Annotated in this window: 2 tRNA genes and 1 rRNA gene; all 3 read left to right on the forward strand. The window is 49.4% G+C overall.

The annotated features are described in order from the left end of the window. Positions 1-220 (forward strand): 16S ribosomal RNA (locus IMW75_RS26755); the annotation flags it as partial. Between the two features lie 161 nt (positions 221-381). Then, a tRNA-Ile gene (locus tag IMW75_RS26760) sits at positions 382-458 on the forward strand. 30 nt (positions 459-488) lie between these two features. Beyond that, positions 489-564 (forward strand) — tRNA-Ala (locus tag IMW75_RS26765). Positions 565-774 lie beyond the last annotated feature (210 nt).

Genomic DNA, 774 nt, shown 5'->3' on the forward strand with positions numbered 1-774 from the left:
GACTGCGTGAAGTCGGAATCGCTAGTAATCGCGAATCAGAATGTCGCGGTGAATACGTTCCCGGGCCTTGTACACACCGCCCGTCACACCATGGGAGTGGGTTGCACCAGAAGTAGCTAGTCTAACCTTCGGGAGGACGGTTACCACGGTGTGATTCATGACTGGGGTGAAGTCGTAACAAGGTAGCCGTAGGGGAACCTGCGGCTGGATCACCTCCTTAATCGACGACATCAGCTGCTCCATGAGCTCCCACACGAATTGCTTGATTCATTGAAGAAGACGAAAAGAAGCAGCCCTGATGGGTTGTAGCTTGGTTGGTTAGAGCGCACCCCATGCTTTGTGGTAAAGAGCAGGGTGAGGTCGGCCTTATAGCTCGAAATTGGGTCTGTAGCTCAGTTGGTTAGAGCGCACCCCTGATAAGGGTGAGGTCGGCAGTTCGAATCTGCCCAGACCCACCAATTTTGTGTGGGAAACGCCTGTAGAAATACGGGGCCATAGCTCAGCTGGGAGAGCGCCTGCCTTGCACGCAGGAGGTCAACGGTTCGATCCCGTTTGGCTCCACCACTACTGCTTCTGATTGTATAAAGCTTAGAAATGAGCATTCCATCGTTGTGATGGTGAATGTTGATTTCTAGTCTTTGACTAGTTCGTTCTTTAAAAATTTGGGTATGTGATAGAAAGATAGACTGAACGTTACTTTCACTGGTAACGGATCAGGCTAAGGTAAAATTTGTGAGTTGCTCTTAATTGAGTATTATCGAATTTTCGGCGAAT

It is taken from the genome of Pseudomonas gregormendelii (assembly GCF_017114825.1).
GTDB lineage: Bacteria > Pseudomonadota > Gammaproteobacteria > Pseudomonadales > Pseudomonadaceae > Aquipseudomonas > Aquipseudomonas gregormendelii.